The organism is Rhizobium pisi, from assembly GCF_003938655.1.
GTDB lineage: Bacteria > Pseudomonadota > Alphaproteobacteria > Rhizobiales > Rhizobiaceae > Rhizobium > Rhizobium pisi.
Window position 1 is genome coordinate 238,636 of sequence record NZ_RJJT01000003.1, and the last position, 23,838, is coordinate 262,473.

Here is a 23,838-nt window from a genome sequence, read left to right on the forward strand (position 1 = left end):
GATTAGAGATGTAATTGGTCGGTTGCGGCGCCTGTCGGAGTTTTCCCCTGTGGCGGAGACAGGAATGATGGAGCAAGCAGCAACTCCGTCTAATCTTTCTTACCTGACCGAGAAGGAGGGCAAGGCTCCGCGGCATGCCTCTTCTCCCCAGCGGGGAGAAGTGCCGGAGCGATAGCGAGGCGATGAGGGGGTGAGCGGCAAAGCCGCGAATGCGCTGAGCGTAAGCGAAGGGCAACAATGGATGATGTGCCGTGCAGCCCCCTCATCCGACCCTTCGGGCCACCTTCTCCCCGCTGGGGAGAAGAGGGAGCAAGCCAAGGCCTCGGTTATCCTACAATGCGTATCAGAGCGCGCGCAGTGCGCGGAGTTCGGCCATCTGTTCGTCCGTCAAAGGTCGCTTGCCCATATCTCTCCTCTGGCGCGGTATCGCCTTCAAACCGTGACGAAATCCGTCTTCCGGTAGCCCTGGATATAAAGCAGGGCGGTCAGGTCGCCGTGGTTGATGCGCATCTGCGCCTCGGCGGCGACGGCGGGCTTGGCGTGGAGGGCGACGCCGGAGCCGGCGAGGTGGAGCATGCCGAGATCGTTGGCGCCGTCGCCGACGGCGATCGCCTCTTTCGGCGAAATGCCGAGGCGTGCCGAAATCTCGTTCAGCGCGTCCACCTTCGCCTGCTTGCCGAGGATCGGTTCGGCGACGAAGCCGGAGAGGATGCCGCCGTCTTCGAGCAGTTTGTTGGCGCGGTTTTCGTCGAAGCCGAGGGTGGCGGCGATGCGGCTGGTGAAGACGGTGAAGCCGCCGGAGACGAGGGCGGTGTAATGGCCTTTCGACTTCATGGTGGCGATCAGCTCCGGTCCGCCCGGGGTCAGCGTGATGCGCTTGGCGATGACCTCGTCGACGACTGAGATCGGCAGTCCCTTCAAGAGGGCAACACGTTCGCGCAGGGCCGGCTCGAAGGCGATCTCGCCGTTCATGGCGCGGGCGGTGATGGTGGCGACCTTCTCCTTCAGGCCGACTTCGGCGGCGAGTTCGTCGATGCATTCCTGGCCGATCATCGTCGAATCCATGTCGGCGATCAGCAGTTTCTTGCGGCGGCTGTCCTGCTCCTGGATGACGAGATCGATCGGCGCGCCTGATATGACGGCGAGGATATCGGCTTCGGCTGCTTGCGCATCCGTGCCGTCGCGCAGCGCGATATCGCAGGCAATGCCGTCGGCCAGCCAGTAAAGGCCGGACGCCGTCACGGCCTCGGCCGCCCGTTCGGCGATGCCAGGGGTCAGCACGGGATTTGACGGATTGGCAACAAGCGTGGCAACGAGGGCCATGATGGAAAACCTTCTGAGCATAGAGAACGCGATCCTGATAACCGGGCCGACCGCCAGCGGCAAGTCCGCGCTCGCCGTTGAATTGGCGAGGCGCCACGGAGGCGCGGTCGTCAATGCCGACAGCATGCAGGTCTACGACACGCTGCGGGTGCTGACCGCGCGCCCGTCGGAAGAGGAGATGCAGGGCGTGCCGCATCATCTCTACGGCCACGTGCCGGCGGGTGCCGCCTATTCCACGGGCGCCTGGCTGCGCGATGTCGCAGCGCTGCTGCCGGCGCTCAGCGCCGCCGGGCGACTGCCTGTTTTCGTCGGCGGCACCGGGCTTTATTTCAAGGCGCTGACCGGCGGCCTCTCCGATATGCCCGATATTCCCGAGGCGCTGCGGGAAGAGCTGCGGGCCCGGCTCGTGGCGGAGGGGCCGGACAGGCTTCACGCAGAGCTTGCCGAGGCCGATCCCGCCATGGCGGCAAGCCTCAACCGCCAGGACGGGCAGCGCATCGTCCGGGCGCTGGAAGTGGTGAAGGCGACGGGGCGGTCGATCGCCGATTTCCAGGGCCGGTCCGGGCCTGTCGTGATCGACGCCGCCAAGGCCCGCAAGATCGTCGTGCTGCCGGATCGGGCCGTGCTGCATGCCCGCATCAACGGCCGTTTTGAAAAGATGCTGCGCGAGGGCGCCGAAGACGAGGTGAGGGCGCTGCTTGCGCTCGGCCTGCCCGCCGAGGCGCCTGTCATGAAGGCGATCGGCGTCTCGCAGATCGCGGCAATGCTGAGTGGCGAGATGACGCGCGACGAGGTGCTGGAGAAAGGTGCGGCGGCGACGCGGCAATATGCCAAGCGGCAAATGACATGGTTCCGCAACCAGATGGACGAGAGCTGGGAGCGGCTGACGGTTTAGCCGAGGGCCAACCCGTCAGCCGCCGCCTCTATGTCGGGGGTGCCGCTGGCATAAGGCCGTGACGGCGCATGATTTCCGCCATCTTGGCCCGGTCCGGCGGACCGCCGGCCGCAGCGTTGAGCACCGCGAAAGCCTCGCGGAAATACTCTGGTCCGATCGCTGCCGGCGTGACCACGCAGAGCGCCTTCACGTCCTGGCTGCCGTTGTTGTCGAACCGATGAACGGCGCCACGCGGAATGCAGAGCGCTTGCCCCGGCCCGACGTCGATCTGTTTTCCGTCGACCGTCCAAGTCAGCACCCCCTCGATGCCGTAAATCGTCTCTTCGTAGTGATCGTGGCTGTGCGCCGGGGCCGGCAGGCGCAGCGCGGCCGGGACCATGAGCTCGAAGGCGGAAACGCTGCCGTTCGAGTTGTCCGCAGTCAGCAGGAAGCGAACCGCGAAGCCTTTGGTGCCAATGGTTTCATCAGAAGGATTGACGCGAGGATCGATGGTTCTCTGTGGCATTTTGAAAACACCTTCGGTAAACTACGTTTACTATTCACTAGTAAACTCAATTTACCGGATCGTCAATGCCGCCATCCATGAAAGCTTGCCAATGAAAACCGAGGACATGCTGATCGGCGCCCTGCTGCGCGTCCCGGCCCAGGCGATCCAGCGCCGGCTGATCAAAGGGCTGAACGACGCCGGTTTTGACGAGCTGCGTCTACCGCATATGGCGGTTCTGCAGTTTCCAGGCCCGGACGGGGCGCGGCCGGGCACGATCGCCGAGCGCGCCGGCATGAGCAAACAGGCCATCAACCAGCTGCTCCGCAGCCTCGAGGGTTTCGGCTACATCGTCCGCTCCGACCTTCCCGGTGAAGGCAGTGCGCGCATCGTCCGGTTTACCGAACGTGGACACGCCGCGTTCTCCGAGATGGTCGACATATTGCGCGACATCGAGGACGAGTGGCGCGCCGAGCTTGGGCCGGAGCGTTTCGCCCAACTCAAAGCGCTGCTGTTTGTCGTCTGGGACAGTCCATTGGCGCGCTAGCCGAAGCCATCTGCAAATTCGTCACGCATTCACAGTGGCCTATGCCGCTTGTCCGCCGTTTCACGAAGTCTCAGCAGTCTGGCGAGTTCACCGACCGCGGCTTGCAACTGCTCCGGCAGGAAGCCTCCGAAGCCCAGCATCAGGCCGGGGCGCGCGGGCTGGCCGGCATACATGGGGGAGATCGCACGAACGGCGATGCCGGCCGAAAGCGCCCGGGCTGCGAGCCGCACGTCGTCGGCGCCTTCGGGCAGCCACAGGAGGATGTGCATGCCCTGGTCGCTCGGTTCGACGCGGCAGCCCTCGGGCAAGGCGCGTTCGAGGGCCGACAGCAGGATTGCGCGGCGTTCGGCATAGAGACCGCGTATGCGCCGGATATGGGCTTCGAAATAGCCCTCCTTCATGTAGGCCGCGAGAACGTGCTGTTCTGTGGTCGGCGAATGCCGATCGAGAATGGCGCGTGCGCCGGCGAAGGCTTCCGCAAGCTGTGAAGGCGCGATGACATAGCCAAGACGCAGAGACGGAAACAGCACCTTGCTGAAGGTGCCGAGATAGATGACGCGTGACGGACGCAATCCCTGCATCGAAGGGAAGGGGTGTCCAGCATACCGCAATTCGCTGTCGTAGTCGTCCTCCACGATCCAGGCGCGGTTCTGGTCGGCCCAGGCGATCAGGGCGTTGCGCCGCGCCATGCTGAGCGGCATGCCGATCGGATATTGATGTGACGGCGTCACGAATGCGGCGCGTGCCTGCGGGCAGAGTTCGAGGCCGCGTTCCACGTTCATTCCCTGCGCATCGACCGGGATGCGGTACGTGCATACGCCGAGATCGTCGAGCACGGCGGTCAGGCCGGGATAGGCGGGGTCTTCGGCCCAAACGGGATCGTCGCGCGACAGAAGCACGCGGCCGGCCATGTAGAGACCTTGCTGGGTGCCCGACGTGACGATGACCTGTTCCGGCTCGCAGTGCACGGCTCGTGCGCGGCGCACATGTTCGGCAATGGCGACGCGCAGCTCGAGCAGTCCCATCGGATCGTGATAGCCCGAGGGTGCCGCCTGTTTCCAAGCGCGCACGCGGTTGCCGAGACGGCGCCAGTTGTCGTCGGGGGCGATGCCGGAGGCCGGGACGGCGATGGCGAAGGGAACGGGCGGGTGAGGCGCGAGCGCGCGGGCAATCGCCATCAGCCGCGCCGCCGGGGACGGAAGGTCGATGGCAGCCTCGGCCTGTGGCGTTACCTGCTCGGGCGGGAGCATCGGCGGCGTGTCCCTCAGGGCAGCAGCAATGCGGGTACCGGCGCCAACCCGCGCTTCGAGATAACCTTCGGCGGTCAATTGATCGAACACCTCGACGATGGTGCCGCGCGCGATCTTCAGGGTGGCCGAAAGGGTGCGCGTCGAAGGAAGGCGTTCGCCCGGCCTCAACTCGCCGCTGGCGATTGCGTTCCTGAGGGCCTGCGCAAGCTGGCGACCGACATGGGCCGTTCGGTCGATCGCGTTGAGCGACGGGATTTCGATGGTGCTGCGTCGCTTGGACATTGCAAAATGGTCCATGAACATTCTTGAAAATGGCGCTTCATGATGGACCAATTTTCGAGGAGAAGAAAGCGGATTGGCGGCTCCTCCGGTTCGGGGCGGTATCCGCGCGCAGATGGCCAAACCTCGGGAAAAGCAAATGCAGGATCTTATCGTCGTCTATATCGCCTACATGATTGCCGCAGGCAGTCCCGGGCCAAGCAACATGGCCATCATGAACGTGGCGATGAGCCAGGGACGCCGACCGGCACTTGCACTTGCCGCCGGGGTCATAACCATGTCGACATGCTGGGGGCTGATCGCGGTCACGGGCATCTCGACGCTGCTCGTGCGCTATGCCCATGCGCTGCTGTTCCTCAAGATCGCAGGCGGGCTCTACCTTCTCTGGCTTGCCTGGAAAGCGGCTCGCTCGGCAGTTCGGGATGCGCCGGCAAGCGAGGTCATCCGGCCTGCCGCGGAACTCGGCGCGCTCTATCGCCGCGGCATCCTGATGCATCTCGGAAATCCCAAAGCGGTTCTCGCCTGGGTGGCGATCATGTCGCTCGGCCTCAAACCCGGCGCTTCGCCTCAAATGGCCATCACGGCCTTCGGCGGCTGCGTGCTCCTCGGGATCTCGATCTTCGCCGGTTATGCCTTGCTCTTCTCGACGGCGCCGATGGTGCGCGGTTATGCCAGGGCGCGCCGCTGGATCGAGGGAAGCCTCGCCGTCTTCTTCGCAGGCGCCGGATCGCGCCTGTTGTTTTCCCACTGATCGTTTTTCAGGATCGCATCATGTCTTCTTCACCATTTCATGGCCTCTCGGCCTTTCCGCCAACGCCTGCCGACATCCATGGCCGGGTCGATACGCAGGCCCTCAGCCGCCTGCTGGAACGCCTGTGCGAGGCGGGTGTTGCCTCCATCGGCCTTCTCGGCAGCACCGGGATCTACGCCTATCTCACGCGCGAGGAGCGGCGGCGGGCCGTCGAGGCGGCGGTCGAATGCGTCGGCGGCCGTGTTCCGCTTGTCGTCGGCATCGGGGCTCTGAGGACGGATCATGCGCAGGACCTCGCCAGGGATGCCGAGGCAGCGGGCGCGAATGCTCTTCTGCTTGCGCCGGTGTCCTACACGCCGCTGACCCAGGAAGAAGTCTACCAGCATTTTCTCGCGGTGGCGGAGACGACCAGGCTTCCGCTTTGCATCTACAACAATCCCGGCACGACGCACTTCACCTTCACCCGGGAGCTTCTGCAGCGTCTGTCGCACATAGAGACGATCAGGGCCGTGAAAATGCCGCTGCCGGCGGACGGAGATTTGCGCGGGGAACTCGCGGCATTGCGGGAAAAGACCAATCTTGCGATCGGCTACAGCGGCGACTGGGGTGCGGCCGAAGCGCTGCTTTCAGGCGCTGACGCCTGGTACAGCGTCCTCGGCGGCCTGCTGCCGCGCACAGCCCTTGCCTTGACCAAGACTGCCATGTCCGGCAATGGTGATGAGACGCAACGGCTCGCCGGGCTCCTGCAGCCGCTCTGGGAAACGTTCAAGGCATTCGGAAGCATCCGCGTGGTCTATATGCTGGTCGAGCATCTCTCACTCGGCCGCGCGGAGCTTCCGCGGCCTCTCCTGCCACTCAACCCTGTGGACCGACAACGTGTGCTCGATGCCGCCCGGCCGCTGATCGCTCAGGAGATGGGGCTGACGCCTCAATCCTTGTTGTAAAGGCTGCTCAGCGGTTTTTTCAGGATGTTTTCACGCAGCGACGTGCCGGGCTCCCGGCGGGAGATCGCCGGCTGGTCGGTCGGCGGCGCCGGGCGGGGAAAGACCGGCTCCTCGCGGCGCATCTCGCGGCGCAGCGCATCGAGCCGCGGGTCGATCGAAGGAGACACGGCCGGATCCAGCCGCGGCGCCTGCGGCAGCAATTCGCGCCGGTAGGATTCGAGCGGCGCGGTGGCCGGGTCGGGTGGCGTATAGGGCCTGGCGTCGAGATCCTCGTCGGCGGCATCAGGCTCGTCGAAGCTTGCCGCAGATGCGGCCATGCTCTGCTGGAAGTTCGAAATATCGGGTCCGACGGTTACCGCCCGCATGCGGGTGACGATCTTGCGTAGATCGACCGTATCCGGATCTTCCTCGCTATGTTTGCTGTTGGCGCTGTGCGCCTTCGGCAGCAGGCTCTCGTCGACGCGGGAAAAGCGCATGCGCATCGGCACGCTGATCGCTTCGCCGAAGGCGATCGCCTCGCCGTTGCCGATCGAGGAGATGAAGCTCGTCGTCGAGATCGACGAATTCGGGATGGCCGAGCGGATGATTTCCTGGTCGCGGTCGTTGGCAAGGCGCATGGCAAAAAGCGTCGAGCACTGCGACAGGATCGTCTGGTCGAGCTCGCCCGGCCGCTGGGTGATGATGCCGAGCGAGACACCGTATTTGCGGCCTTCCTTGGCAATGCGGGCGATCGCCTGGCGCGTCGGCACGAAGCCGAGGCTGGGATCGGAGGGGATGTAGCGGTGGGCTTCCTCGCAGACGACGAGCATGTGGATCGCACCCTCGCTCCAGAGCGCTACCTCGAAGGCCATGCGGCAGAGCACTGACGCGACCGAGTTGACGACTTCGGACGGAATGCCGGCAAGCTGGAAGGTGCAGATCGGCTTGCCATCGCCGGGGATGCGGAAGATCTGCGCGATCGTTTCGGTGATCGTGTCGCTGATCGTGTTGTTGGAAAACATGAAATGATAGCGCGGATCGTTGATCGCGGCGATGAGGCGCATCTTCAGCGAACGCAGGAAGGGTTTTTCCGAGCGGCCTTCCAGGCGGCCGATGCGCTCGTCGATCAGCGCCAGCAGATCGGCCATGCGGTAGGGGACCGGCGTATCAGCGGTGATCGAGCTTTTTTCCGTCGTGCGGCGCACCAGCGAATTGTCGCTGCCGCGGAAGGCGCGCTTGGCCTCCGGCAGGATATCGCGCAGCATGTCGAGTTCGTCGGGCACAGGCGGGCGGCCGCGAAAGACGACTTCGGCGAATTCTTCGAGCCGCATCAGCCAGAAGGGCAGGTCGAGCGTGTCGGTGTCGATGGTGACGGCGTGCTTGGGAAAGGCGGCGGCGAATTCGTTGTGCGGATCGAGGATCAGCACGCGCAGCTTCGGGTTCGCCGCGATCGCCTTGTGCAGCAGCAGCGACACGGCCGTCGACTTGCCGACGCCGGTCGAGCCGACGACGGCGAAATGCTTGGAGAGCATCGAGGGGATGTGGATCGCCGCATCGATGCTTTCGTCCTGCGTCAGCTTGCCGATGACGGCTGTCGTGCCTTCGCCGGCGTCGTAGATGCGGATCAGGTCGGCGGAGCGGATGCGGTGGGCGATGGCGCCGAGATAGGGGTAGCGTGAGATGCCGGTCGAGAATTCCTCGGTGCCGTCCTCATCGACGCGAACTTCGCCGAGAAGTTCGGTCTCGATCTTGAAATAATTGTCCTCGCCTTCACCCCAGGCATGGCTGCCGGTGTTCATCTGATAGACGAGGGCGACGACGCGGTTGCGGCCGACGCTGATCGAAATCAGCCGGCCGACGGACCAGAGTTCGGTGAGATCGGTGCCGCCCTGTTCGGCAACGGCGGCAATCGTCGCCCTGGAGCCGCTGCATGCAACGACGCGGCCGAGAAAGCGATTCCCCGGCGCATGGCCATCGCGGCGATCATGCTCGCCTGCCTTGCCAGACGTGCGCAAGTCGTTGTTGAGCAAAGGGCTACTCCATGCGGTAGCGTATAAGAATAAAGTCGATCCTTTAACAAATCCTTCATCCTATGGATTTTCGGGGATGCAGGCGTGGGGCAGTTTTTTATTGCGGCATGCGTTGACGCTGCGAAATTTTCTGTCTATCACTTCCGACCATGAAAATCGCAACGGCTCTTATCGTGGTGGGAAAGCGCATGGGCAGGATGGTGTAACCATCCGGCGATAGCCACCCATGCGCTAGATGACAGGCTCCTCCGGGGCCTTTTTTTATGCCCGAAATCAGGGCTTCCGGCCACAAACGCAATCCCAGCATCAAACGGAACAGACAGATGAGCACGGACAATCAGGCGGCAGGCAATCGGATGACGGGAGCGGAGATCGTTCTCAAGGCGCTGAAGGACAATGGCGTCGAACATATCTTCGGCTATCCCGGCGGCGCGGTCCTGCCGATCTATGACGAGATCTTCCAGCAGGACGACATCAAGCACATCCTCGTCCGCCACGAGCAGGGGGCCGGCCATGCGGCCGAAGGCTACGCCCGCTCCACCGGCAAGGTCGGCGTCATGCTGGTCACCTCGGGTCCGGGCGCCACCAATGCGGTCACGCCGCTGCAGGACGCGCTGATGGATTCGATCCCGCTCGTCTGCCTGACCGGCCAGGTTCCGACCTCGCTGATCGGCTCCGACGCCTTCCAGGAATGCGATACGGTTGGCATTACCCGGCCCTGCACCAAGCACAACTGGCTGGTCAAGGACGTCAACGAGCTCGCCGCCGTCATTCACGAGGCCTTCCGCATCGCCCAGTCCGGCCGTCCGGGTCCCGTCGTCGTCGATATTCCGAAGGACGTGCAGTTTGCGACCGGCACTTATACGCCGCCCGCCGACTACCCGGTCCAGAAGAGCTATCAGCCGAAGATCCAGGGCGACCTCAACCAGATCCATGCGGCGATCGAGCTGATGGCGAGCGCGCGTCGTCCCGTCATCTATTCCGGCGGCGGTGTCGTCAATTCCGGCCCGGAGGCTTCCAAGCTGCTGCGCGAACTGGTCGAGCTCACCGATTTTCCGATCACTTCGACGCTGATGGGCCTCGGCGCCTATCCGGCTTCGGGCAAGAACTGGCTGAAGATGCTCGGCATGCACGGCTCCTACGAGGCCAACATGGCGATGCATGACTGCGACGTCATGGTCTGCATCGGCGCCCGCTTCGATGACCGCATCACCGGCCGTCTCAATGCGTTTTCGCCGAACTCGAAGAAGATCCATATCGACATCGATCCGTCCTCGATCAACAAGAATGTCCGTGTCGATATCGGCATCCGCGGCGACGTCGGCCATGTCCTCGAAGACATGGTTCGCCTGTGGCGGGCGCTGCCGAAGAGGCCGGAGAAAAACCGCCTGGAGGACTGGTGGAGTGATATCGCCCGCTGGCGGGCGCGCAACTCCTTCGCCTATACTAGGAACAGCGACGTCATCATGCCGCAATATGCGCTGGAACGGCTGTTTGCGCATACCAAGGATCGCGACACCTATATCACGACCGAGGTCGGGCAGCACCAGATGTGGGCGGCGCAGTTCTTCGGCTTCGAACAGCCGAACCGCTGGATGACCTCGGGCGGTCTCGGCACGATGGGCTACGGCCTGCCGGCAGCACTCGGCGTCCAGATCGCCCATCCCGACAGTCTCGTCATCGACATTGCCGGCGACGCCTCGATCCAGATGTGCATCCAGGAAATGTCGACGGCGATCCAGTACGATGCGCCGATCAAGATCTTCATCATGAACAACCAGTATATGGGCATGGTGCGCCAGTGGCAGCAGCTGCTGCACGGCAACCGTCTCTCTCACTCCTATACGGAGGCGATGCCGGATTTCGTCAAGCTGGCGGAAGCCTATGGCGCTGTCGGCCTGCGCTGCGAGAAGCCGGAGCATCTCGACGACACCATTCTGGAGATGATTGAGGTCAAGAAGCCGGTCATCTTCGATTGCCGCGTCGCCAATCTCGCCAACTGCTTCCCGATGATCCCCTCGGGCAAGGCTCACAACGAAATGCTGCTGCCTGACGAGGCCACTGATGAAGCGGTCGCCAACGCGATCGACGCCAAGGGCCGCGCGCTCGTCTGATTAGGGAAGAGGTTTAAGGACATGAACGCACATCTACAGCCCACGGGCTCCGCCTATTTCATCTCGCCGGAAACGACGGCGGTCGAAAGCCACACGCTTTCGGTTCTCGTCGACAACGAGCCGGGCGTTCTTGCCCGGGTCATCGGCCTGTTTTCCGGGCGCGGCTACAATATCGAGAGCCTGACGGTCTCCGAGACCGAGCATCAGGCGCATCTTTCCCGCATCACCATCGTCACCCGCGGCACGCCGCACGTGCTGGAGCAGATCAAGGCTCAGCTCGAGCGCATCGTGCCGGTGCACCGCGTCGTCGATCTCACGGTGCGGGCCCGCGAACTCGGCCAGGACCGCCCGATCGAGCGTGAAGTGGCGCTGGTCAAGGTGATCGGCGAGGGCGATATGCGCGCCGAGACGCTGCGCCTTGCCGACGCTTTCCACGCCAAGGTGGTGGATGCGACGGTCGGCCACTTCATCCTGGAGATCACCGGCAAATCTTCGAAGATCGACCAGTTCGTGGCGATCATGAAGCCGCTCGGCCTCATCGAGGTCTGCCGCACCGGCATCGCGGCGATGAACCGCGGCGCGCAGGGCATGTAAAAGTCGGATTCTGTCATGCATGATGTAGCATGACGGAATCTGCCGAGCTCAGACAATGCCGGGCCACTTTCCTAAACCGCGGAAGTTCCGATGGGTGCGGATCGTCGGCTCGGCATGAATCACCGATCTTTCTTCGATAGGGCCACCGTCGCCATGTAAGGCTCGTGGGGTCTGGGGTCTTTCGACAGGCGATGCTCGAAACGGCTAAACAGCTCGTCGACAAATACGGTCTGCTTTCGCGCGTGTGGCGCCACGCTGGCAATCAGCGGGCCGCTCCATGCGCGCGTCATGTTCGCATGATGCCTGGCGAACGCCAATCTGTCGCCGCTGCCATCGAATTCCCGCCTGAATGGATCGCTCACTTTCACCCGATCCAGGTGTTCCAGCGTGAGGTCTGCGAAAGATCCGGATTGTCTGAAAGGGGCCTGAATATCCTCCAGGGACCGAAGGCCGATTGGTATGGTAATCTGCTCCTCTTCCCGTTCCGAGAGCAAACCGTCGTTCCTCATGTCTCCGACTGCCGACCATAGTTCGCCAAGAAGCCACTCCCAGCCGGTGTCAGCTTCTGCGCGGGCGGTGAACCCGGCCACGAGTTTCGCACCTGGCCGCATCTCCCGTGATCGCTGGGTCAGAAAACATTCCCAATCGCGCGCCTGCTGCGCCGCGACCGCAGCGGCAACGGCTGGTGAACTGCTCATTCCTGCTAGGATATGATCTGGCGCATCAATTGCGTTGGTGCTCATCCACTGCAACGCCCAGGTCGACCAGCCAAGGTGCACGCGGCCGGGCGATAGCAACGGCGCAAAATATGATTTGCCGATCGCCAGAGGAAAAACATCGGAGGTTCCCGTCATATAGCTATTCGGGTCTGAAATCAGCGCTTCGAACAGGGACGAGAAATCGTTGGATGGAAGGTCGGTGTGGACGACTTCGATGGGAATGGTTGCGCCCGCTCTGAAACGCAAGACGTCAATCGCCTTTCGCATCGGGATCATCGAATTTCGGCCTTGCGAGCAGCCATAATCGACGATGGTCACTGGGCCATCGCTGATGTCCACGGTCCGGCACGCGGCTTCCCATACGGGAAGCAGAGCGGCAATGCCGATGGCCTGCATGGCGGAGTGCCTGTTATAGAAGCCGCCCCCTTGCATAGCTGCTAAATCACTTCGCGTCGGACCGCCTGGCATGGGATCGCCTCGCTTGGTGTCCGCAAAATTATCAGGCTTTTTTCGGTATAGCGAGCCAATTCCCTTGCACCGCTGAAGGTCAAAGCATCTCCAGCGACCTTTTGCCTGTCGGTGGCGGGAAGGCCGCGTCGAGCGCCTTCCAGTCCTCGTCGGTAATGTCGAGGGAGACGCAGTCGCGGTTTTCGCGAACGCGCTCGACATTGGATGTCTTCGGAATGACAAAGACGCCGTCGCGTTCCAGGAGGAAGGCGAGAGCCACTTGTGCGGGTGTCGCCTGATTGGCCTTGGCGATGCGGATCAGCTCGGGATGGTGCAGGATACGGCCCTGTTCGATCGGCGAATAGGCCATGATCGGGATGTTGCGGCTCTGGCACCAGGGCAGCAGATCGAATTCGACCCCGCGACGGGAAAGATTGTAAAGCACCTGGTTGGCGGCGACATTGGCGCCATCGGGCACGCGGAGCAGTTCCTGCATGTCGTCGGTATCGAAGTTGGAAACGCCCCAGGCGCCGATCTTGCCCGCTGCCTTCAGCGTCTCGAAGGCTTCGACCGTCTCGGCGAGCGGATAGTTGCCGCGCCAGTGCAGGAGATAGAGATCGATGCGGTCGGTGCCGAGCCGTTCGAGGCTGTTTTCGCAAGCTTCGACCGTGCCTTTCAAGCTGGCGTTCCAGGGATAGACCTTGCTGACGATGAAGACCTCGTCGCGCCGTCCTTTGATCGCCTGGCCGACGATCTCCTCGGCGCCGCCGTCGCCGTACATTTCGGCGGTGTCGATCAGCGTCATGCCGAGATCGATGCCGGCCTTCAGGCTTTCGATCTCGGCTTTCGCGTAACCGGCATCCTCGCCCATGGCCCAGGTTCCCTGGCCAAGTGCCGGCACCTCAGCGCCGTTCGGGAATTTGACTGTCGGGATCGGATCATCTTGCATGATTTTTTCCATTTTGCAGGAGATTGCGCGGCGTTCTTATCTTTCAAGTAATCCTGTCACCATGACAATGATGTAATGGCATCAAGAGTTTAGGACAGTTATGCTGACCTAAATAAAGCAGACGAAGGAAATGCCGACTTTGGAGGTCGCATGCCGCCGGATACGTTTTTAGCTCTCTTTCTCTTCGCCTTCACGACGTCGATCACGCCGGGGCCGAACAATATGATGCTCTTCGCCTCGGGCGTGAATTTCGGCTTCCGCAGGACGATCCCGCATATGCTCGGCATTGGCGCAGGCTTCTTCTCACTGCTCATCGGCGTCGGCCTCGGGCTCGGCGCGCTGCTGCACACGGTGCCCGTGGTCTACACCGCGCTGAAATTCGCCGGCGGCGCCTATCTCGTCTGGATCGCCTGGAAGATCGCCTCCTCGCGTTCGCTCAGCGAAGGCAAGAGCGGTGCGGCGCCGATGTCCTTTTTCGCGGCGGCGGCTTTCCAGTGGATCAATCCGAAAGCCTGGGTGATGGCGGTCACGGCGATGGCGACCTACACCAATCCCCAGCTCTATCTCATCAGCGTGCTGATCGTCGGCCTGGCTTTCGCGATCGTCAATGTGCCGAGCGTTTCGACCTGGGCGGGCTTCGGCTCGGCGCTTCGGGAATGGCTTTCCGATCCGGTGCGGCTGAAATGGTTCAATATCAGCATGGCCGTGCTTTTGGTGGCGAGCCTCTGGCCGATGCTAAAATAGGGTGATCGACGGTTTCGTCAGCATCAGCCAGAAAATGCCGAGGACGGCAAAAAAGGCAGGAAAGCCGCAGGCGAACCAGATGCGATAGAGGCCGTAATAGCTGGGCGGGAGGGCACTTCCTGAGCTTGCTGCGGCGCGGGCGAGATCGCGCAGGCGGATCTGGATCCAGACGACCGGCAGCCAGAACAGGCCGGTCACGACATAAAGCAGCAGCGACAGCGCAATCCAGCCTTCCCAAAGGTCCCAGCCGATCGACCGTGCCAGCAGATAGCCTGATATCGGCTGGAGAACGGCAGCGGTGGCGGTGAAGACGGTGTCGGCGACGACGACGGTTGCTGCGACATGGGCGATCAGTGCGGGATCACGCGTGCGATGCGCCATCACCATGAAGAAGGCGATGCCGGCACCGGTGCCGAAGAGCACGGTCGCGCCGATCACATGGACGAGCAGCAGCGGTTCGGCAAGCATCAGCGTTCGTCCAGAATGGCGAGAGCGGCGAGTGTCAGGAGTACCGACGGCAGCACCTTGACAAGGGGGCCGAGCGGATCGAGCCAGAGCGCGGGTTCGAGAAGGGTGGCACCGGCGAGATAGGCGAGCGACACGGCCAGCATCCCAAGAAGGGCGCGCCTGGCGAGCGGGCGGACAAGGACGGCGGCGCCGAGCGCGATATCGATCAGGCAGGTTGCAAGCGTCAGCGCCATTGCCACGGCCTCAGGCATGAACGGCAGGAAGTGAGCGGATGTTTTTTTCAGCGCTAGAAGCGGGATCAGGCCCGATAGCAGCCAGAAGGCCGACAGGCCCGATATGACGAGCGGCTTCAGGAGATAGAGCCGGGCAAACCAGAGATCCTGCACACCGGAAGGATTGGCTGAGAGCGTTGCGGCTGCTGATGTCGCGGCGAGACCGTTTCCGGCTTTCACGCTTCTGATGCCTTCCGACATGACCCTCATCGCCGTCGAACGCAGCGGCGAACGCCAGCCGAGCAGGCCCGCCATATCCGCGAGCCGCGTTACCGGCCGCGCAAGCCAGGGGACAAGGGCAATCACGCGGGCAGGCGGCAGGCCCAGCCATTGCCGGTGAAGGCGGACGAGATCCGCGAGCGTCAGCACCTCGTCGGCGGCGAGAACGAGATCCCCGCGGAGATCGCCTGCAACAGCCCGCGACACGGCTTCTGCCACGTCGTCCACGGAAAGCGTTTCGACCGGGCTTTCAGCGTGGACGAGCGGCAGCGCCAGGGGGAAGGCTGCAAGGGCGCGCAAGAGCGACGAGCCGCCGTGGGCATTGCGGCCGAGAACGAGGGCGGGGCGCAGGATGAGATGAGGCAGGCCGCTTGCCGCCAGCGCCTCGTCGGCCAGCCGCTTGGTGGCGAGAAAGGGCAGGTCGCCCGCCGGGCCTGCCGTCCTTGCGGATATCTGCACGATCAGAGGGCGCGTGTGTTTTGCGGCGGAATAGAGCGCCAGCATCGCATCCGCCTGGGTGGCCGCCAGATCGTCCGACATGCCGTCCTGCAGGGCGCCGGCGCAATTGACCACGGCATGCTGGCCTTCGAGGAGATCGTCCCAGTCCTCGGGCTTCGCCATGCGGGAGAGATCGGCCTGGCGCCAGCCGATCGCAGGCTGCTTCAGCCGCGCCCGCGCCGGATTGCGCCCGAGCCCCATCACGGCGTGGCCGTCGGCGACGAGCCGGGCCGCGACGACGGAGCCTATGAAGCCGGTTGCGCCGAGAATCAGGATGTTCATGGCGGGAGATTAGCGGAAAAGCGCATGACGTATAGAAGGGCTTGGCGGGTGTGTGGTGTGTGTTTAGAAAGAGGAGAGACGTTTCCACGAGCGATGCGTTGAGGGAAGAGCGAGACTTCGCCGCTGTCCCTCTTCTCCCCAGCGGGGAGAAGGTGCCGGCAGGCGGTTGAGGGGGTGAGCGACGGTAGGAGCGAATGCACGGAGCGCAAGCGAAGAGCAATGAAGGGTGTGCCGTGTGGCCCCCTCATCCGACCCTTCGGGCCACCTTCTCCCCGCTGGGGAGAAGAGGGAGTGAGCCGTAGACTTTGTCCATTCTTCAGGCCGTCGCCAGAGAGAAGGGGCGGAAGCCGCCTATATGCTGTTAGGAGAGGACTTCGACTTGCACGAAGAACACCGCGACCACAATCATATCCATAGTCATGACCACCACGACGACCATCATCACCACGACAACCACTATTCCGACATGCAGGCGCGCGTGAAGGCGCTGGAGACATTGCTGACGGAGAAGGGGTTGATCGAACCGGCGGCGATCGATGCGATCGTCGAGACCTACGAGACGAAGGTCGGCCCGCGAAATGGCGCGCATGTCGTCGCCAAAGCCTGGAGCAATGCCGATTTCGCCGACTGGCTCAAGCGCGATGCGACGGCGGCGATCGCAAGTCTTGGGTTTACCGGCCGGCAGGGCGAACACATGCGCGCCGTCTTCAATACATCAGAGACCCATAACCTTGTCGTCTGCACGCTCTGCTCCTGTTATCCCTGGTCGGTGCTCGGCCTGCCGCCGGTCTGGTACAAGGCGCCGGCCTATCGCTCGCGCGCGGTCATCGATCCGCGCGGCGTGCTTGCCGAATTCGGGCTGACGCTGCCCGAGGAGAAGAAGATCCGCGTCTGGGACTCGACGGCGGAGCTGCGTTATCTCGTGATCCCCGAACGCCCGGCGGGCACGGAAGAGATGGACGAGGCCGCACTTGCGGGCCTCGTCAGCCGCGACGCGATGATCGGCACGGCCATTGCCGGCAGTCCGGAGGCTCTGCGATGAACGGGCCGCACGATCTCGGCGGGCAGATGGGCTTCGGGCCTGTCGCGCCTGAAAAGGACGAACCCTCTTTCCATGCCGAATGGGAAAAGCGGGCGCTCGGCATCACGCTTTCTTGCGGCGCTTTCGGTGCGTGGACGATCGATGAAAGCCGGCATGCGCGCGAGAATATTCCACCGGCCGCCTATCTCGCCGTCAGCTATTACGAGCTCTGGATCCGCGGCGTCGAGACGCTGCTCGAACGGCACGGTTTTGCCACGCGCGAGGAGCTCTCGTCCGGGCGCAAGCTGCAGGATGGGACGGCGCCGAAGCGGGTGCTGAAGGCGGAGATGGTGCCCGCGGCTCTGGCGAAGGGCGGGCCTTGCGATCGCCCTGTCGAGACCGCGCCGCTCTTTGCGGCCGGCGAGCGCGTGAAGACGAAGAATTTCAATCCGGCGACGCATACGCGGCTGCCGCGCTATGCGCGCGCCAGGACCGGCATGGTCGAGGCGGTGCAAGGCTCATTCGTTTTCCCCGACGACAACGCGCATGGCAAAGGCGAGAACCCGCAATGGCTTTATACCGTCGTCTTCGACGGTGCGGAGATCTGGGGCGAGGGGGCCGACCCGTCACTGACGGTGTCGATCGATGCGTGGGAGAGCTATCTTGAGCGCGTGTGAAACGCCCTCTGAGCTCTCGCAATCGCCCGGCCTGCCGAAGTCGCCGCAGGGCGATCCCGTTTTCCCAGAGCCCTGGGCGGCCGAAGCTTTCGCCATGACCGTGCACCTGCACGAAAAGGGCGTCTTCACCTGGAGCGAATGGGCTGCTTCCCTCTCAACGGAGTTGCACAGGCCCGGCCGAGCCGAAGACGGCAGCGATTATTTCGACTGCTGGGTGGAGGCGCTTTCCAGCCTGTTGGTCAGTCGAGGCGTGGCGGATGCATCCGTCATCCTCGACCTGCAGAAGAGCTGGCAGCGGGCGGCCGAAGCCACGCCGCATGGCAAGCCGATCGAGCTTGGCAACGATCCGGTGCGGGAACGGCTCTAGGACGGGAACTGCCGGTAGCATTCCTCGGCCACGGCGCGCAGCGTCTCGCGCGAGATTTCGCCGGTGACGGCGTAGCCGAGTTCACCGTCGATCCAGTAGAAGGTCTCGAGATTGCCTGAGGAGGCGAAGCGGAAGCTCGTGGTGCGGTTTTCCGTGTTGCGGCCGACCATGACGGTCAGGCGCTCGCCGGCCTGGTTCTCATACATGAACATCGCTCCCGGCCTGCCGTCGACCGGCAGCAGGCGGCCGCCGACCAGCTTGAAGCCGAGCGGCTGCAGCGTCGGGATCTTGAGGTTTTCGATCGCCAGGCGCTTGCCGAGCCAGGTGGCAAGATGCGCCTCCTCATCGGCGAAGACCTCGACGGGGTGGCGGACCTCGGCGGCATAGACCATAAAGGCGGTCTCGGCCTGTTTCGGCAGGGTGTCGGAGCCGGCAAGCTGCAGCGTCGGCTTTTCCAGAAGCGCCGGGCCATAATGGCCGCTGACGGCACCGAGCGCGAAGACGAGGAGGGCAGCGGCAGCGACCGCCCAGCGTTTTGTTCGCGGGGAGACGGTGTGCGGGGGCGTCACGAGCAGCGGATCGGTATCCCTCGCCCTTTCGTAATCTGCAAACAGCGACCGGATGGCCCCGTTCTGCGCCTGCCAGCCGGCGATCGCCGCCGCTTCGTCGGGATTGTCGGCAAGGAAGGCCTCGACGCGGGCGCGTGCCGATTCCGGCAGCTGGCCGTCGGCATAGGCGTGGAGATCGGCTTCGGTGACGATCGGGTTGGCGTCGTTCATTTCGGTCTCCGAAGCGTAATGATGTTATCGGCCTTCAGCTGTTCGGCGACGCGCTGGCGGGCGCGCGACAGGCGGGACATGACGGTACCGATCGGGATATCGAGAGCGGCGGCGACTTCGCCGTAGATGTATCCCTCGATGACGACGAGCATCAGCACGGCGCGGTGCTCCTCCGAAAGGCTGTTCAGCGCATCGTTGAGCCGGGCGCGCTCCAGCGGATCGGCCGGCGGCTCGGGGGCTGGCATATCCTCGGCGGCATCGAGCTCGACCAGGCTGTCGCGCGTCTTGCCGCGCCGGCCGTTGCGGTAGAGATTGGTCATGATGGTCAGGACCCAGCCGCGCAGATTGAGGCCGCGCCATTGGCCGCGGCGGGTCAGGATCTTCTCGACGCAATCCTGGAGCAGATCCTCGCCATCGGCATCCGAGCGCGTCAGGCTGCGCGAATAGCGCCTGAGCGAGGGCAGGAGGGCCAGGATCTGGCCCTCGAAGGTTTCGGGTGCGGGTGTTTTCACGCCGGCAGCTTTCTCGCGATCAAGGGTTCTGGGATCAGGGTTTGGCGAGCTCCCAGTTGCCGCCGACGCCATCGCCGGTGATGTCGCCCATCTTCGTGTCCTTGGCCCAGAAATAGAGCGGCATGCCGTCCTTGGCCCATTGCTTCGTGCCATCCTTGCGTTCGATGATCGAATATGCACCATCGGCCTTGGCATCGGAAGCCGCCTTCAGCGGAGGCCAGTTCTTGGCGCAATCGCCGTTGCAGTTGGAAACGCCCTTGGCGTCCTTCTTGAAGGTATAGAGGGTCATGCCGTTTTCACCGGCAAGAACCTTGCCTTTGGTAGAATCGACTGTCTTGACGGGAGCGGCGGCAAAGGCAGCGGTCGCGGCAAAAGCGCCAGCCGCCACAATGGACAGGAATTTCACGGATTTCATGGTGTGTCTCCTCAGGTTGGGCACGCAATCCTGCGATACCTCCCATGAGACACGGGCCGAGGCGGTTTTATTCCCGACGCGGGAAAAGTTTTGACGGACGAGGCGAAATAAACCGCCTCGCCCGCGCATGGTGCGCTTCGTTACTGCCCCGAGCCGGCGGCCGCCATGTCGGCAAAGAGGGCTTCGAATATATGGCCATCCGGGTCCTCGAAGGCGCGGTTGTAGAGCCAGCCCATATCGGTCGGCGGGCGCGGATCGGCCTTGCCGCCGGCTCCCGCCGCCGCTTCGACGATCGCGTCCACCTCTTTACGGCTCTCCATCGTCAACGCGATCAGCACTTCGCTCGACTTCCCCGCCTCGGCGACGGGCTTCGGCGTGAAGGTCGCGAAGAAATCGCGCGTCAGCAGGTGGAGGAAGATGGTGTCGGACCAGACCATGCTCGAGGCCTGGTGGTCGCTGAACTGTTCGTTTTTTCTGCAGCCGATCGCTTCGTAAAAGCGGGTCGCAATGGCAAGGTTTTTCACCGGCAGGTTCACGAAAATCATCTTGGTCATTGCGGTTGTCTCCTCTTCCATTGTCCTGGCGTTCGGCCTTGCTCACACAAATTCCTGCACGATCGTATCGCTGGCATGAATGCAGACGACTTCGAGCCGTCCCGTGCCGATGTTCTCGAAGCGGTGCGGTGTGTTGGCGGCCACGACGACAATATCGCCGGGGAAGGCGCGGGTCTTGATGTCGCCCACGGTGAACTCGGCTTCGCCCTTCCTGACGGCCCATGTCTCGGAATAGGGGTGGACATGCAGATCCGGTCCCTGGCCCGGTTCGTTATCGACGATGAAGAGGGATATGCCGCCGCCATGGTCATGGCCCTCGAAACGGACCGTGCGGCTCTGGCCGGGCTGCGGCTCCTGGTGACGAAGAATCTTGAACATCATGTGCCTCCCGCATGTCGTCGAGTTATCTTCACGAGAAGATATATTTCGAAAACTATCTTCTCGTCAAGATATTTCCATGGCTCGGCCTCGGCGGAAAGTGTATGTGTCGGCGCTGTCACCGGTGCGTGAGGCAAAAATGACGGACGGAATTGAAAAAGAGGATCATGTCGATCGGCTGCAGCGCCAGTGGGCGCGCGAGCTGCCGGACCTCGATACACAGCCGATGACGATCCTGGGCCGCGCCTATCGGCTGTCGAACCTCGTGCGCCCCAGCATCGAGGCGACCTTCGCCGATTTCGGCCTCGACCGCGGCGAATTCGATGTGATCGCAACGCTTCGCCGTTCCGGACCGCCGTACCGGTTGACGCCGACCGACATGTATTCCGCGCTGATGATCTCCTCGGGCGGCCTGACTCACAGGCTCGACCGGCTGGAAAAGGCGGGCCTGATCCGCCGGGAAAGATCGCCGCATGACGGGCGAAGCGTGCTGGTGGCCCTGACGGAGGCCGGCGCAGCACTTGCCGAAAAGGCCATCCGCACCGACATGGCGAGCGAAGCCTCGTTTCTGCAGGGCCTTGACGCGCGGGAGCGCGAGACATTGGCAGCCCTGCTGCGCAAGCTGATCGGCGGCATTGAAAGGGAGCTGACGCCGAGCGGAGAAGAGATCCAGACTGCGGACTGAGCGTTAGGGAGCCGGCGTCAACCGTGCCGCTACGGCAGCAAGAGGCTGCTATTGCGGATCATTTACATCGTCTCGTTTTGTGGATATCATATATCCTTAATTCCGTTCGCGGACCAGCCGATACGAGTTGCCGAATGATCCTGAAAAGCCAGGTCGAGTGGGCGCTGCACTGCTGCGCCATTCTCGCCGGCCTGCCCGAGGGCAGGTATCTCTCCACCAAGGCACTCGCCGAGCTTCACGGCCTGCCGAAGGAGTATCTTTCCAAGGCGCTCCAGAGCCTTTCGCAAGCCTCGCTCGTCGAGACCACGCTCGGCCCGACCGGCGGCTACCGGTTGGCGAGGCCCGCCTCCGAGATCAATTTCCTCGACATGGTCGAGGCGGTCGAGGGAAAGGCACGCAGTTTCAGCTGCACGAACATCCGGGAGAACAATCCCTGCCGGCCACAAGGTTATTGCGACAGCAAGCCTTGCGCGGTCGCCCGCATCATGTGGGAGGCGGACGAGGCCTGGCGGACGTCGCTGAGGCGCGTCCGGCTCTCCGATCTCGTCGATACCTTGTCCGAGGAGGTGCGGCCCGACGTCTGGCAGAGCACGTTCGAATGGGTGCTCAAGCGCGCCGGCTGAGAGTCTGGCAATCTATGCCCTGAAAATGGTCCTGATGGTCTTCAGGATGGCATGCGCGCTGCGGATATGTTCGGGAGGCAGGGCAGCGCCGTCACGGAAGCGTTCTGCGCGACGGGCGAGGTCTTCGGCGATCTCTTCGGCCAGTGCGGGGCGTTGCATCAGCAGCGGCGCGAAGGCCTCCTGATCGATTTCATAGACGGTGATGGCAGTGACCGCTTCCAGTGTGCAGACTTCCTGCATGCCGGCGAGAAGCCCCGTCTCGCCGAAAAAATCGCCGGGCGCAAACCGTCCGCGCTCTTCGCCTGCGCGCCGCGCCGCGATGATGCCGGCGCGTACCATCATCAGCGACGGCAGCATTTCTCCCTCCCGCACGATCACCTCGCCCTTGCGGAATTCCCGGATGGTCGTGGTCTCTGCGAGCTTCTCTTTTTCCTCTGATGTCAGCGTCACAAAGATCGGAATGGCCTCGATCAGCGCCAGCGGCGTCACGCTCGGCGGCTGCGCTGTCTCCTCGGTCGGCAGATCTGATGTCAGGATCGTGGCGGAGGCGGGAAGGGCGAGCAGCAGGCCCGCGGATTTGCAGTGACGATAGACGAGATCGAGCACCTCGTTTCGTGCCGTCGCGCGCTGGCTGGGGCTCGTGACCTTGAACAGCAGCTCGACTTCGAGCGCCGTGGCGTCCAGCCCCTTCAATGCGACGACCGGCGGCGGCTCTCGCACAATCGAATTGCAGCTGGCGAGCGCCGTGGCCATGACCTGCCGGATCGACGCCGGCATCCGCGTCGGGGCGACGCGGATGGTGAGGACCAGGAGATGGGTCTCGTCAGGCCGGCTCACATTCGTAACGCCGAGCTTCGCCAGGAAGCTGTTCGGCAGGACGACGACATTATTTGCGCCGGTCAGGATGTGCGTCGCGCGCCAGTTGCTTTCGATGACGCGCCCTTCGGTGCCGTCGCTCAAAAGGATCCAGTCGCCGATGACATAGGGCCGGCCGAGGGTCAGCGCGATGCCGGAGAAGACGTCGGCGAGCGTATTCTGAAGCGCGAGGCCGAGGATGATGGCGACCACACCCGAGGTCGCGACGAGGGTTCCGATCGGCACGCCGAAGACGAAAGCCAGGATCGACAGCGCGATGCCGATATAGACGACGCCGATGACGAGATCCTGGAGCAGGCGGGCTTCCCGCGGGCTGCCCTCCAGCACCAGATAGAGCCTGATGAAGCCGATGACGGCCCATGCGAGGTGAACCCACCAGAGCGATTTCGCCAGGATGACGAGCAGGGCCTGCGGATCCTCAGCCTGATATCCCTGAAACCGGTGGGGTTCGATGCCGCTCCTGACGAGGATCAAGGTCATCAGGCCAAAGAAGAGGATCTGCACCACCAGCCGCGTCGTCGGCCGCTGGCTGGAGAGGAAGAACCAGACGACGATGCCGGCAAAGCCGACTGTAACAAGGGATATCAAAGGCTTGCCGAAGAGCGCGTCGTAGATCATCTCTCAGTCTCCGGGAGGGGCGGGCGGCACAAGATCCAGCATGTCGGCCGCCCGCGCAAGCATCGAGGCTTCGCGCGGCACGGCAAGACAGATCGTCACTTCTTCAGCGGGTAGGTCAGCTCTTTCTGGCTGGTGTCGACGACGAAGACGGCGAGCAGGCGGGCGGGCTTGGTGTCGCTGCCGTTGGCGCTGACGCCGTGACGGTCGCCCGGCATTTCGGAGAAGCTTTCCCCGGCTTGATAGACCTTGATCGGGCCGTCATTGACCTGGCTGCGGATCGATCCTTCGAGCACGGTGGCGTAGATGAAGGCCGAGTCGGGATGGGTGTGGCCTTCGGAGAAGCCGCCCGGACCGTATTCGACCAGCACACCCTTCATGCTCTTGCCGGGCACGTTGGGAAGTTCGTGCTCATAGACGAGCGTGACCTTGGCAGCCTTGCTGCTGTCATGCGCGCCGGCGCCGGTGGCGGCCAGAAAGGCGAGAGCGGCGGCGAGGAATGATTTTCTGATCATCGGAATCTCCTTGAATCTGGGTTGGGAAGGACC

General features: G+C 63.3%; 27 protein-coding genes. 12 read left to right on the plus strand and 15 right to left on the minus strand.

Going from position 1 to position 23,838, the window contains the following annotated elements; genetic code table 11:
• Positions 1–432 precede the first annotated feature (432 nt).
• On the minus strand, positions 433–1,323 hold the full coding sequence (serB, locus tag EFD55_RS05730; RefSeq protein WP_125843647.1) for a phosphoserine phosphatase SerB: 891 nt from the start codon (positions 1,321–1,323) through the stop codon (positions 433–435).
• Between serB and miaA the strand changes: the two genes are divergently transcribed.
• Entirely contained in the window at positions 1,322–2,218 is an 897-nt protein-coding gene (miaA, locus tag EFD55_RS05735) for a tRNA (adenosine(37)-N6)-dimethylallyltransferase MiaA (RefSeq protein ID WP_183736665.1), read from the plus strand. The genes serB and miaA overlap by 2 nt on opposite strands.
• Before the next feature lie 28 nt (positions 2,219–2,246).
• On the opposite strand, the gene EFD55_RS05740 is transcribed toward miaA, so the two are convergent.
• The gene (locus tag EFD55_RS05740; RefSeq protein ID WP_125843649.1) at positions 2,247–2,723 is read right to left on the minus strand and encodes a cupin domain-containing protein; all 477 of its coding nucleotides are present in this window, start codon (positions 2,721–2,723) and stop codon (positions 2,247–2,249) included.
• Between the two features lie 91 nt (positions 2,724–2,814).
• Between EFD55_RS05740 and EFD55_RS05745 the strand changes: the two genes are divergently transcribed.
• Complete coding sequence (locus EFD55_RS05745; protein WP_125843650.1) at positions 2,815–3,249, plus strand: MarR family winged helix-turn-helix transcriptional regulator; 435 nt, start codon at positions 2,815–2,817, stop codon at positions 3,247–3,249.
• A 29-nt stretch (positions 3,250–3,278) separates the two neighbouring features.
• On the opposite strand, the gene pdxR is transcribed toward EFD55_RS05745, so the two are convergent.
• The gene (gene pdxR / locus EFD55_RS05750) at positions 3,279–4,781 is read right to left on the minus strand and encodes a MocR-like pyridoxine biosynthesis transcription factor PdxR (protein ID WP_183736663.1); all 1,503 of its coding nucleotides are present in this window, start codon (positions 4,779–4,781) and stop codon (positions 3,279–3,281) included.
• Between the two features lie 136 nt (positions 4,782–4,917).
• Between pdxR and EFD55_RS05755 the strand changes: the two genes are divergently transcribed.
• Together EFD55_RS05755 and EFD55_RS05760 are read left to right on the plus strand one after the other, a co-directional pair.
• Complete coding sequence (locus EFD55_RS05755) at positions 4,918–5,529, plus strand: LysE family translocator (RefSeq protein ID WP_125843652.1); 612 nt, start codon at positions 4,918–4,920, stop codon at positions 5,527–5,529.
• 17 nt (positions 5,530–5,546) lie between these two features.
• Entirely contained in the window at positions 5,547–6,473 is a 927-nt protein-coding gene (locus EFD55_RS05760; RefSeq protein ID WP_125843773.1) for a dihydrodipicolinate synthase family protein, read from the plus strand.
• Here the strand turns inward: EFD55_RS05760 and EFD55_RS05765 are convergent.
• The gene (locus EFD55_RS05765; RefSeq protein ID WP_125843653.1) at positions 6,458–8,482 is read right to left on the minus strand and encodes an ATP-binding protein; all 2,025 of its coding nucleotides are present in this window, start codon (positions 8,480–8,482) and stop codon (positions 6,458–6,460) included. The genes EFD55_RS05760 and EFD55_RS05765 overlap by 16 nt on opposite strands.
• A 323-nt stretch (positions 8,483–8,805) precedes the next feature.
• On the opposite strand from EFD55_RS05765, the gene EFD55_RS05770 reads away from it, so the two are divergent.
• On the plus strand, positions 8,806–10,596 hold the full coding sequence (locus EFD55_RS05770) for an acetolactate synthase 3 large subunit (RefSeq protein ID WP_125843654.1): 1,791 nt from the start codon (positions 8,806–8,808) through the stop codon (positions 10,594–10,596).
• A gap of 21 nt (positions 10,597–10,617) precedes the next feature.
• A complete protein-coding gene (gene ilvN, locus EFD55_RS05775) occupies positions 10,618–11,190 on the plus strand; it encodes an acetolactate synthase small subunit (protein WP_125843655.1) in 573 nt (190 codons plus the stop codon).
• Positions 11,191–11,309: 119 nt separating this feature from the next.
• Here the strand turns inward: ilvN and EFD55_RS05780 are convergent, their stop codons facing one another.
• The gene (locus EFD55_RS05780) at positions 11,310–12,377 is read right to left on the minus strand and encodes a class I SAM-dependent methyltransferase (protein WP_125843656.1); all 1,068 of its coding nucleotides are present in this window, start codon (positions 12,375–12,377) and stop codon (positions 11,310–11,312) included.
• Between the two features lie 79 nt (positions 12,378–12,456).
• A complete protein-coding gene (locus EFD55_RS05785; RefSeq protein WP_125843657.1) occupies positions 12,457–13,305 on the minus strand; it encodes an aldo/keto reductase in 849 nt (282 codons plus the stop codon).
• Between the two features lie 150 nt (positions 13,306–13,455).
• Between EFD55_RS05785 and EFD55_RS05790 the strand changes: the two genes are divergently transcribed.
• Positions 13,456–14,049: a LysE family translocator gene (locus tag EFD55_RS05790; protein WP_125843658.1), complete on the plus strand. Its 594-nt coding sequence runs from the start codon at positions 13,456–13,458 to the stop codon at positions 14,047–14,049.
• On the opposite strand, the gene EFD55_RS05795 is transcribed toward EFD55_RS05790, so the two are convergent.
• Positions 14,041–14,517: a DUF2269 family protein gene (locus tag EFD55_RS05795; protein WP_125843659.1), complete on the minus strand. Its 477-nt coding sequence runs from the start codon at positions 14,515–14,517 to the stop codon at positions 14,041–14,043. The two genes, EFD55_RS05790 and EFD55_RS05795, sit on opposite strands and share 9 nt — an antisense overlap.
• The gene (locus EFD55_RS05800; RefSeq protein WP_125843660.1) at positions 14,517–15,788 is read right to left on the minus strand and encodes an SDR family oxidoreductase; all 1,272 of its coding nucleotides are present in this window, start codon (positions 15,786–15,788) and stop codon (positions 14,517–14,519) included. Before EFD55_RS05800 ends, EFD55_RS05795 begins: the two co-directional genes overlap by 1 nt.
• A 409-nt stretch (positions 15,789–16,197) precedes the next feature.
• Between EFD55_RS05800 and nthA the strand changes: the two genes are divergently transcribed.
• Genes nthA through EFD55_RS05815 form a run of 3 tightly spaced genes read left to right on the plus strand, consistent with a single transcriptional unit; the run spans position 16,198 to position 17,853 of the window.
• The gene (gene nthA, locus EFD55_RS05805; RefSeq protein ID WP_125843774.1) at positions 16,198–16,830 is read left to right on the plus strand and encodes a nitrile hydratase subunit alpha; all 633 of its coding nucleotides are present in this window, start codon (positions 16,198–16,200) and stop codon (positions 16,828–16,830) included.
• Positions 16,827–17,486, plus strand: coding sequence for a nitrile hydratase subunit beta (nthB, locus tag EFD55_RS05810; protein WP_125843661.1), 660 nt, complete (start codon positions 16,827–16,829; stop codon positions 17,484–17,486). The genes nthA and nthB overlap by 4 nt, the downstream gene beginning before the upstream one ends.
• Positions 17,473–17,853, plus strand: coding sequence for a nitrile hydratase accessory protein (locus EFD55_RS05815; RefSeq protein WP_125843662.1), 381 nt, complete (start codon positions 17,473–17,475; stop codon positions 17,851–17,853). The genes nthB and EFD55_RS05815 overlap by 14 nt, the downstream gene beginning before the upstream one ends.
• On the opposite strand, the gene EFD55_RS05820 is transcribed toward EFD55_RS05815, so the two are convergent.
• The 5 genes from EFD55_RS05820 to EFD55_RS05840 form a co-directional block, all read right to left on the minus strand.
• On the minus strand, positions 17,850–18,632 hold the full coding sequence (locus EFD55_RS05820) for an anti-sigma factor family protein (RefSeq protein ID WP_125843663.1): 783 nt from the start codon (positions 18,630–18,632) through the stop codon (positions 17,850–17,852). The genes EFD55_RS05815 and EFD55_RS05820 overlap by 4 nt on opposite strands.
• Positions 18,629–19,144 (minus strand): RNA polymerase sigma factor, encoded by a 516-nt coding sequence (locus EFD55_RS05825; RefSeq protein WP_125843664.1) that lies wholly within the window; start codon positions 19,142–19,144, stop codon positions 18,629–18,631. The genes EFD55_RS05820 and EFD55_RS05825 overlap by 4 nt, the downstream gene beginning before the upstream one ends.
• A gap of 34 nt (positions 19,145–19,178) precedes the next feature.
• On the minus strand, positions 19,179–19,559 hold the full coding sequence (locus EFD55_RS05830) for a COG4315 family predicted lipoprotein (protein ID WP_125843665.1): 381 nt from the start codon (positions 19,557–19,559) through the stop codon (positions 19,179–19,181).
• Positions 19,560–19,699: 140 nt separating this feature from the next.
• Entirely contained in the window at positions 19,700–20,113 is a 414-nt protein-coding gene (locus EFD55_RS05835; RefSeq protein WP_125843666.1) for a VOC family protein, read from the minus strand.
• 42 nt (positions 20,114–20,155) lie between these two features.
• Complete coding sequence (locus EFD55_RS05840; RefSeq protein WP_125843667.1) at positions 20,156–20,494, minus strand: cupin domain-containing protein; 339 nt, start codon at positions 20,492–20,494, stop codon at positions 20,156–20,158.
• Between the two features lie 136 nt (positions 20,495–20,630).
• Between EFD55_RS05840 and EFD55_RS05845 the strand changes: the two genes are divergently transcribed.
• Positions 20,631–21,176, plus strand: a complete 546-nt coding sequence (locus EFD55_RS05845) for a MarR family winged helix-turn-helix transcriptional regulator (protein ID WP_125843668.1) — start codon at positions 20,631–20,633, stop codon at positions 21,174–21,176.
• A gap of 134 nt (positions 21,177–21,310) precedes the next feature.
• Positions 21,311–21,799 (plus strand): RrF2 family transcriptional regulator, encoded by a 489-nt coding sequence (locus EFD55_RS05850; protein ID WP_125843669.1) that lies wholly within the window; start codon positions 21,311–21,313, stop codon positions 21,797–21,799.
• A 12-nt stretch (positions 21,800–21,811) separates the two neighbouring features.
• Here EFD55_RS05850 and EFD55_RS05855 read toward each other — a convergent pair whose 3' ends face one another.
• Positions 21,812–23,293, minus strand: coding sequence for a cyclic nucleotide-binding domain-containing protein (locus tag EFD55_RS05855; RefSeq protein ID WP_125843670.1), 1,482 nt, complete (start codon positions 23,291–23,293; stop codon positions 21,812–21,814).
• Positions 23,294–23,388: 95 nt separating this feature from the next.
• Positions 23,389–23,805 (minus strand): cupin domain-containing protein, encoded by a 417-nt coding sequence (locus EFD55_RS05860; protein WP_125843671.1) that lies wholly within the window; start codon positions 23,803–23,805, stop codon positions 23,389–23,391.
• Between the last annotated feature and the right edge of the window lie 33 nt (positions 23,806–23,838).